Genomic DNA, 7,173 nt, shown 5'->3' on the forward strand with positions numbered 1-7,173 from the left:
GAGACATATTGGAACCTGTTTCTAAATTAATAAGTTTGAATTTGTTTAAATGCGGCGCTTAGCGCCAGCGCAGCTTGGTAGATATCTGCCTGGCCAAAGAGACTATTAATGACCGCAATATTATGAGGAGGAGTATCTCTGAAGCGAGCAATATTGTCTATGCTAATACCCCCAATGGCTAGTACGGGAATACTCAATTGCAGTGCTTGCTTGAATGTTTCCAGGCTACATGGAGGCGCTTCTGGCTTAGTTTGTGATTCAAAAAAACGACCAAAAGCACAGTATGATGCGCCTTGGTTAATACAGTCCTGAGCATATTGCAGGTCACTATGGCAGGTAACGCCAATGATCTTTTTGTCGCCGAGTGCTTGCCGTGCTTCGCTTAAGTGGCCGTCAGATTTTCCAAGATGCAGCCCATCTGCATCGCTGTCGAGGGCCAGGGCCAGGCTGTCATTAATGATTAGTGCTGCCTGGTACTTATGGCACAAGGCTTTGAGTCGGAGTGCCTTGGCAAGCGCCTGATCTGGCTTTGATTGCTTATCCCGATATTGGATAACACGGCAGCCACCTTTAAGCGCACTTTCTACCCCGGTAAACAGAGACTCGCCAGGAAGCAAAGAAGGATCAGTAATGCCGTATATGCCTTGCGGGAGTGTCGAGACCGGCATGTTAAAAGGGCTTCACAACAACAAGAATAACGATGCTAATAAGCAGTAATACCGGGAACTCATTAAACCAACGATAAAATACGTGGCTTCGGGTATTATTGTCGCTAGCAAACTGCTTGAGAATCTTGCCGCAATAGAAGTGATAGCCAACAAGAATCGCGACCAGTGTTAATTTGGCGTGTAACCAGCCACCGTGGAAGTAACCTTCTACATTATAGGAAATTAGCCAAAGCCCCAGCACAATCGTTGCAATCATCGAAGGGGTTCCAATGCCGCGGTATAGCTTTCGTTCCATAACTTTGAAACGCTCTAAGCTGGTTTGGTCTGTTGACTGAGCGTGGTAGACAAATAAGCGGGGCAAGTAAAATAAGGCGGCAAACCAGCATACAACAGCAACAATGTGAAAGCTTTTTACCCAAAGCATGTTTATTTCCTTTTGTATTGATAATAATTTTCGACTTCAGCGCGAGTGACGATACCCAGGACACGCGAAACGGTAGGAGCACTGGTTCTCTCGACATATAAGGCTTCAGTTTTAGTTTCTGTAAAGCGGTCAAGGGTTTCCTGAAGCGTGGCTTGAAAGTAGAGAGAGGCAATATCTTTTCGCTGTGCCGGGATTTCAAACAGGTCGATCAGGATGCGCTCCTTAATCGGGTGCTCCTCACCCTCGACCAGCTCCTGTTCGTTTTCCTCCAGGTAGTGCGCAAGATCGACCGTGGGAAGAAGCGAAACTGGTTTACCATCGCTGTTATTGATTAGTATCCATTTAGGCTCCTGGCGCAAAATTTCCTTGGCTTCCTCGTAAACTATATGCCGTTTCGTCGGACTAAATTGTCGGGTCATAATGGCGCCAACACTGACGCGGCGAAGTGCCTGAATAACCGGGCTATTGTGATAATCGAGACCTTGTTCCTTCAATATACTCAGGAAAATAGACTGCTGCTTGAACACTTCACTTGCAACCATACTGGATACAACAATGATCAACATTCCCGGCATGATTATATTGGGGTTTTGCGTAAGTTCTAATAAGGCTAATAGTGCGGCCAAGGGAGCTTGTAGCGCGGAACCCATCATCGCACCCATACCCAACATAGCGTAGAAGCCAGCTGAGGAGGCGGTTTCAGGCATAATCCATTCAGCGATTAGGCCAAATACGCCGCCAACGGTTGCACCAATAAAGAGAATTGGGCCCACAAGTCCACTTGGCATCCCCAAGCCAATGCTAATGCCCGTTACCACAATTTTTACCACGGCGATGCAGCACAGTAGAAGCAAACCAAACTCGCCCAAAAGCGTTTGGTTTACAGTGTCATAGCCTACCCCCATTATCTCGGGCACAAATGCTGCCGCAACGGCGGTTAAGGCACCGGCAGCGGAGATCCGATAGAAAATATTGCTAGTGCTATTACGCAAGGTGAGCTTGATCAAGCCAACAAAGCAGGCTGAAACAATACCAATACCTATGCCACAGATAATGATATAGGGAATTTCCATCAGAGAGTTCATATACAGCTGGGGCACGAGGAAGGCAGGGTCTGCGCCATAGAAAACCTGAGAAATAATCGCTGCTGCAACCGAAGCCAGGATGACTGGCGTAAAACCGGCAATGCTATATTCCATCATCACGACTTCCATAGCGAAAATGACTCCGGCAATGGGGGTGTTGAAGGAAGCAGAAATGGCGGCAGCTGTGCCGCAACTAATTAAGGTCCGAATACTGTTGTTGGGTAGGTTTAGATAGCGACCTAGTAAGCTAGAAGCTGCTGCACCCAAATGTACGGCAGGTCCTTCTCGTCCGGCAGACTGGCCGCTCAAAATGGTTAACACGCCACCGACAAATTGGGTCATCATACTTTTAAACGAGATATAACCCTGATGATAATTGAGACGCTCCATCACTAGTGCGACGCCGACCTTACGCTGGCTAATCTTCAAACGATACCAGATGGTGCCGATTAACAGGGCGCCGCTAAGCGGCATCACCACCCGCATAAAGGTACTTAAGCCTTCAAAATTTTCCGGATCACCTTCAGGAAGAAAATAAGCAAGAGGGACTTCGATCATGAAGCGGAAAAGCAGGATGACACCAGCAGTTAAGGACCCGGCAATCAGGCCAAGAATTGCTAGCTGTGGCAAAGCATCGACACCAGAGAGCTGCTGTCTGAAAACGCGCTTATAGTTTTCGAAGTGTGTTTTTAGCGGCATAGTCCGGCTTTATGGTCTTAAAATCTAATATTCAGTACAGTGCTAGTTTATAGCAAAGTAGATAATATTCTAAGAGCTAGAGCCTGAATGTGTTGCCATAAATGCTGGCAAGTGATTTATTTTCTATCCGAACGATTTTTCACTTTCTGGTTTAGCTCATCAATAGTCGCTTTCATCTGGCTGTGTGCGTCTTCAAGTAAAGTGCCCAAATCTTTGTCTTCAGCCATATGCGTGTCGATAGGAGGTAGAATTCGGACAATGACTTCACCTGCATGCCATTTATTGAGATTGATATGTTTGGGGTAGGCACTGGCGCAAATAGGAACAATGGGAGCAGAGGCTTGTTGAGCCATATGGAAGGCGCCTTTTTTAAAGGGTAGCAGATCATTACCGCCGTTACGTGTGCCTTCGGCAAAGACCCAAATCGAAGTATTATTGTGTTTAAGCGCTTCGGTTGTTTCAGCCATGGTATTGATAGATTCACGACTTTTGGAACGGTCGATCATGATATTGCCGGCGAGCCAATAAACCTGGCCAAATAAAGGCAGATACTTAAGGCTCTTTTTACCGACGCTTACACAGCGCTTAGGAATGACACCGCCGTGAACAAAGAGGTCGAGGTTGCTTTGGTGATTGGCGATAACAACGCTGGGGGGCATATTATCCAATAGTTCTTTATTCTCTATCGTCATTTTTACGCCCAATAACTTCAAAGCTCCCCAGCTGAATAGTCGCCCGCATATTCTTGTGTTATCAGGGTTGAAGGGCCTAAAAAGACAGATGCAACTGCCGAGCAAAGCAACGCTAAAGAAGTAAGTGAGAACGAGTATTGTACGAATAGTAAGTAGCATGCTTGAGTCAGTTATGTCCGTAGGCGGCGATTATTATCGAGAGGATGAGTGCGTAAAACGATTATAGAGCGTTTTGTGTCACAGCTATATTGTTATACAAGCCATAAATTGTAATAAAATTGCCTTGCTTGGCATAGGGCTGGCTATAATTGCTTACAACCTTGCCGTTGATCTCGTGATATAATCGGCCGTTTTTTAAGATTCGAAATTTGGGGATATAAAGTGATAAAGGTAGGTATTGTAGGCGCGACTGGCTATACCGGTTCGGAGTTATTAAGATTATTGGTGCTTCATCCGAAGGTTGAAATTACTGTTGTTACCTCGCGTACTGAGAAAGGCCGCCCTGTTGCAGATATGTTTCCTCATGTTCGTGGCTACATCGACTTGCCTTTTACCGATCCTAGCGTAGACGAACTAGCTGGCTGTGATCTTATCTTCTTTGCAACGCCACACGGTGTGGCTCAGTCAATGATGTCTGAATTTATAGATTCCGGCTTGCGTACCATTGATCTTTCAGGTGACTTTCGTTTGAAAGATGTAGATGTATGGGAAAGTTGGTATGACCAGAAGCATGCCTGCCCTGAATTAATTCCTCAGGCTGCATATGGCCTGCCTGAAATCTATCGTGAACAAATTAAAGATGCCAAATTAGTTGCTTGCCCTGGGTGTTTTCCTACGGTTATTCAGTTGGGCTTTTTACCTTTAGTTGAGCAAGGCTTAGTCCAGGCGGATCGTCTCATTGCAGATGCTAAAACAGGCACCAGTGGTGCTGGGCGTGCAGCTAAAGTTGGTATGCTGTTATCGGAATGCGCTGATAGCTTTAAAGCTTACGGTGTTTCCGGGCATCGCCATTTACCCGAGATCCAGCAAATTTTGAGTGAAGCAAACGGATCGCCTGTTAATGTGACCTTTGTTCCTCATCTCGTGCCCATGATTAGAGGGATCGAAGCGACTTTGTATATACAACCTAAGCCTGATGCTGAATTAAGTCTGGAGCAGGCTCAAGCTATCTATGAAGAGCGCTATAAGGATGAGCCTTTTGTCGATGTGATGCCGCTAGGCTCTTTGCCAGAAACCCGTTCCGTTAAGGGGTCGAATATGTGCCGAATTGCACTGCACCAGCAACCTGGCAGTAATACAATTATTGTATTGTCGGTTATTGATAACCTGGTAAAAGGCTCTTCTGGCCAGGCGATTCAGAACATGAATCTTATGTTTGGTTTTGATGAGATGATGGGCTTACAGCAAGTGGCATTGATGCCCTAACACCTAGGTGAGATTGTACTAGAATGGTAAAACGGAAAGCTGAAGATCGTCTGATTGTAGTTAAGCACAAGCCAGGTATTAAATTAAAACGGCGGGTGATTTTTGCAATTGGCATTTTGGTCATGGGCGTCCTAAGTTTTCTTTTGGGCGATTACCAAATAAAACAGGCACACGAAAAGGTCGTTCAAGAATTAGCAAAAGTTGCACAAGAGTATGCTGCTTTAAAAGAGGAAGAAGTCGCTTTACGGCAGCAAGTCGCAAACCTTGAAAGCGGTCGGACGATTGATGACCTGGCAAAGCAGGAAATTCAGGAGACGATCAGGGATTACAAGGCTCGCGTGTCGCAGTTAGAAAAGGACTTGTCATTTTATCAAAATATTATGGCGCCTTCAGATAACTCGCGAGGCTTACAAGTACAGAAAGCCGAGATTCAGCTAGGTGCAACGGATAGGCGTTTTGACTACAAAATTGTCTTAGCGCAAGTGGCTGATAACAAGAGCTACGTATCCGGGAATGTTGCGATTAACGTGATAGGTATGCAGGGCGAAGAAGAAACTGTTCTAGCCTTAAGAGATATATCAGAGCAGCAAACGGCTTTGGGTATCAAGTTTAAATTCAAGTATTTTCAGGATATAGCCGGAGATCTGCTGCTACCGAAAGGTTTTGTGCCGACAGGTATCCAAGTGGTTGCTCAGTCGAAGGGAAAGAAAGCGTCTCGTATTGAACAGAGCTTCGATTGGCAGCAGTTAGTTGATCAAAAAATTTAGAGACTTTTGGGAGAATCATTATGTGGGGCAAGAGTAAACAAAAAGGGAAAGGGCGTCATAATAGTCCGAATATTCATTTTGATACTCTGGTATCAAGTAAAACCCAGATAGAGGGTGATCTTCAATTCTCTGGCGGTTTACATATCGATGGTTTAATTCGTGGCACCATCCGCGCTGAAGAAGACAGTGAAGCGATTGTTCGTATTAGCGATATTGGTGAAATAGACGGTGATGTGATTGCACCTCATATCATTGTTAACGGTACAGTCCATGGCGATGTTTATGCTTCGAAGCATATTGAGCTGGCCAAGAATGCGTCAATAAAAGGGAATGTTTATTATCATCTGATCGAAATGGCGATGGGTGCTGAGGTTAATGGTAACCTGGTTCACCATAAAGAGCCTGTATCAATTAAGAATCATGACTCAGGTGAAAGCACAGAGACTAAAGCCGCTGAGCAAGTTGCGCTAAAAGCCGTGTCGGGTTCAGATTCTAATAATGGCTAAATGAAATAGTTGACTGTTTTACTAGGTTAATTGGATAATGCTCTGTATAGAAGTATGACATTGTTTTAGTATTCTAATATTAGAATCAAATGCCGGAGAACCAATGAGCATTGTAGAAACTCATGTGCCAAGCCCGCTATTTTTTACCGACGCGGCGGCGAGTAAAGTTAAACAGCTGGTTGAGGAGGAAGAAAATCCTGCTCTTAAGCTACGCGTTTATGTGACTGGCGGTGGTTGCTCGGGTTTTCAATATGGCTTCACTTTTGATGAAGACCTTTCAGAAGATGATACGGTTGTTAGCAAGCAGGGTGTAGACCTGGTTGTCGACGCCATGAGTTATCAATACCTCGTCGGAGCGACAGTTGATTATACTGAAGGCCTAAAAGGTGCTCAGTTTTCTGTGACCAATCCGAATGCAGAAACAACCTGTGGTTGTGGTTCGAGCTTTAGTATTTAAGCGCTGAGCCTTCCTGATTTCAAAGTATTTTAGGGCTGCTTAGCTGCTCTAAAAGTACTTGAACGGCCTCTCTAAGATGCTTATCCAGGTCTTTTTTCCCACTAAAATTAAACTCCTCCACACAATCAGAAATTGAACGAGCTTGTAAAACCCGTCGAATCAGTACTTGTAGCGGGCGCTTGATTGAACTTTTTTTATTTTTTTGTTTGAAGCAAGATAAGGTCAAACTGATCAACTCGCTCATACATTCTTCGATGGCCAACTTATGGCTAGCAAAGCGTTGAAGTTGAGCAAGCTGCCTGCTGTCTAGCCTTAGCTCTACTGCTGGAATTTTCGCTTCTGTTAGCGCATCATACAGCGTATCGCTAGTGTGGTGTTGATATTGTCTACTGATACCACTGAGCAAATTTCTGGCATAGATACTTTCTAATAGAGCCAAATTTTCCTGTG

General features: G+C 45.0%; 9 protein-coding genes. 4 read left to right on the forward strand and 5 right to left on the reverse strand.

Annotated elements, in window-relative coordinates:
* Positions 1-26 precede the first annotated feature (26 nt).
* The 4 genes from thiE to A3757_RS16955 form a co-directional block, all read right to left on the reverse strand.
* Positions 27-668: a thiamine phosphate synthase gene (gene thiE, locus A3757_RS16940; protein WP_068510028.1), complete on the reverse strand. Its 642-nt coding sequence runs from the start codon at positions 666-668 to the stop codon at positions 27-29.
* A 1-nt stretch (position 669) separates the two neighbouring features.
* Positions 670-1,098 carry a protoporphyrinogen oxidase HemJ gene (hemJ, locus tag A3757_RS16945; RefSeq protein WP_304438909.1) on the reverse strand — a complete coding sequence of 143 codons (429 nt, stop codon included), beginning with the start codon at positions 1,096-1,098 and terminating at the stop codon, positions 670-672.
* A complete protein-coding gene (locus tag A3757_RS16950) occupies positions 1,095-2,876 on the reverse strand; it encodes a chloride channel protein (protein WP_068554385.1) in 1,782 nt (593 codons plus the stop codon). The genes hemJ and A3757_RS16950 overlap by 4 nt, the downstream gene beginning before the upstream one ends.
* Before the next feature lie 116 nt (positions 2,877-2,992).
* Complete coding sequence (locus tag A3757_RS16955) at positions 2,993-3,568, reverse strand: 1-acyl-sn-glycerol-3-phosphate acyltransferase (protein WP_197470098.1); 576 nt, start codon at positions 3,566-3,568, stop codon at positions 2,993-2,995.
* Positions 3,569-3,949: 381 nt separating this feature from the next.
* On the opposite strand from A3757_RS16955, the gene argC reads away from it, so the two are divergent.
* From argC to erpA, 4 genes are all read left to right on the forward strand, one after another.
* On the forward strand, positions 3,950-4,993 hold the full coding sequence (gene argC / locus A3757_RS16960) for an N-acetyl-gamma-glutamyl-phosphate reductase (protein WP_068510033.1): 1,044 nt from the start codon (positions 3,950-3,952) through the stop codon (positions 4,991-4,993).
* 23 nt (positions 4,994-5,016) lie between these two features.
* The gene (locus A3757_RS16965) at positions 5,017-5,760 is read left to right on the forward strand and encodes a DUF6776 family protein (RefSeq protein ID WP_068510034.1); all 744 of its coding nucleotides are present in this window, start codon (positions 5,017-5,019) and stop codon (positions 5,758-5,760) included.
* 20 nt (positions 5,761-5,780) lie between these two features.
* Positions 5,781-6,266 carry a polymer-forming cytoskeletal protein gene (locus A3757_RS16970; RefSeq protein ID WP_068510036.1) on the forward strand — a complete coding sequence of 162 codons (486 nt, stop codon included), beginning with the start codon at positions 5,781-5,783 and terminating at the stop codon, positions 6,264-6,266.
* Between the two features lie 103 nt (positions 6,267-6,369).
* Positions 6,370-6,723 carry an iron-sulfur cluster insertion protein ErpA gene (erpA, locus tag A3757_RS16975; protein ID WP_068510038.1) on the forward strand — a complete coding sequence of 118 codons (354 nt, stop codon included), beginning with the start codon at positions 6,370-6,372 and terminating at the stop codon, positions 6,721-6,723.
* 19 nt (positions 6,724-6,742) lie between these two features.
* Here erpA and A3757_RS16980 read toward each other — a convergent pair.
* The coding region (locus A3757_RS16980) for a tRNA-binding protein (RefSeq protein ID WP_231878306.1) at positions 6,743-7,173 on the reverse strand (431 nt) is incomplete at its 5' end.

The sequence above is a fragment of the Oleiphilus sp. HI0117 genome (assembly GCF_001635235.1).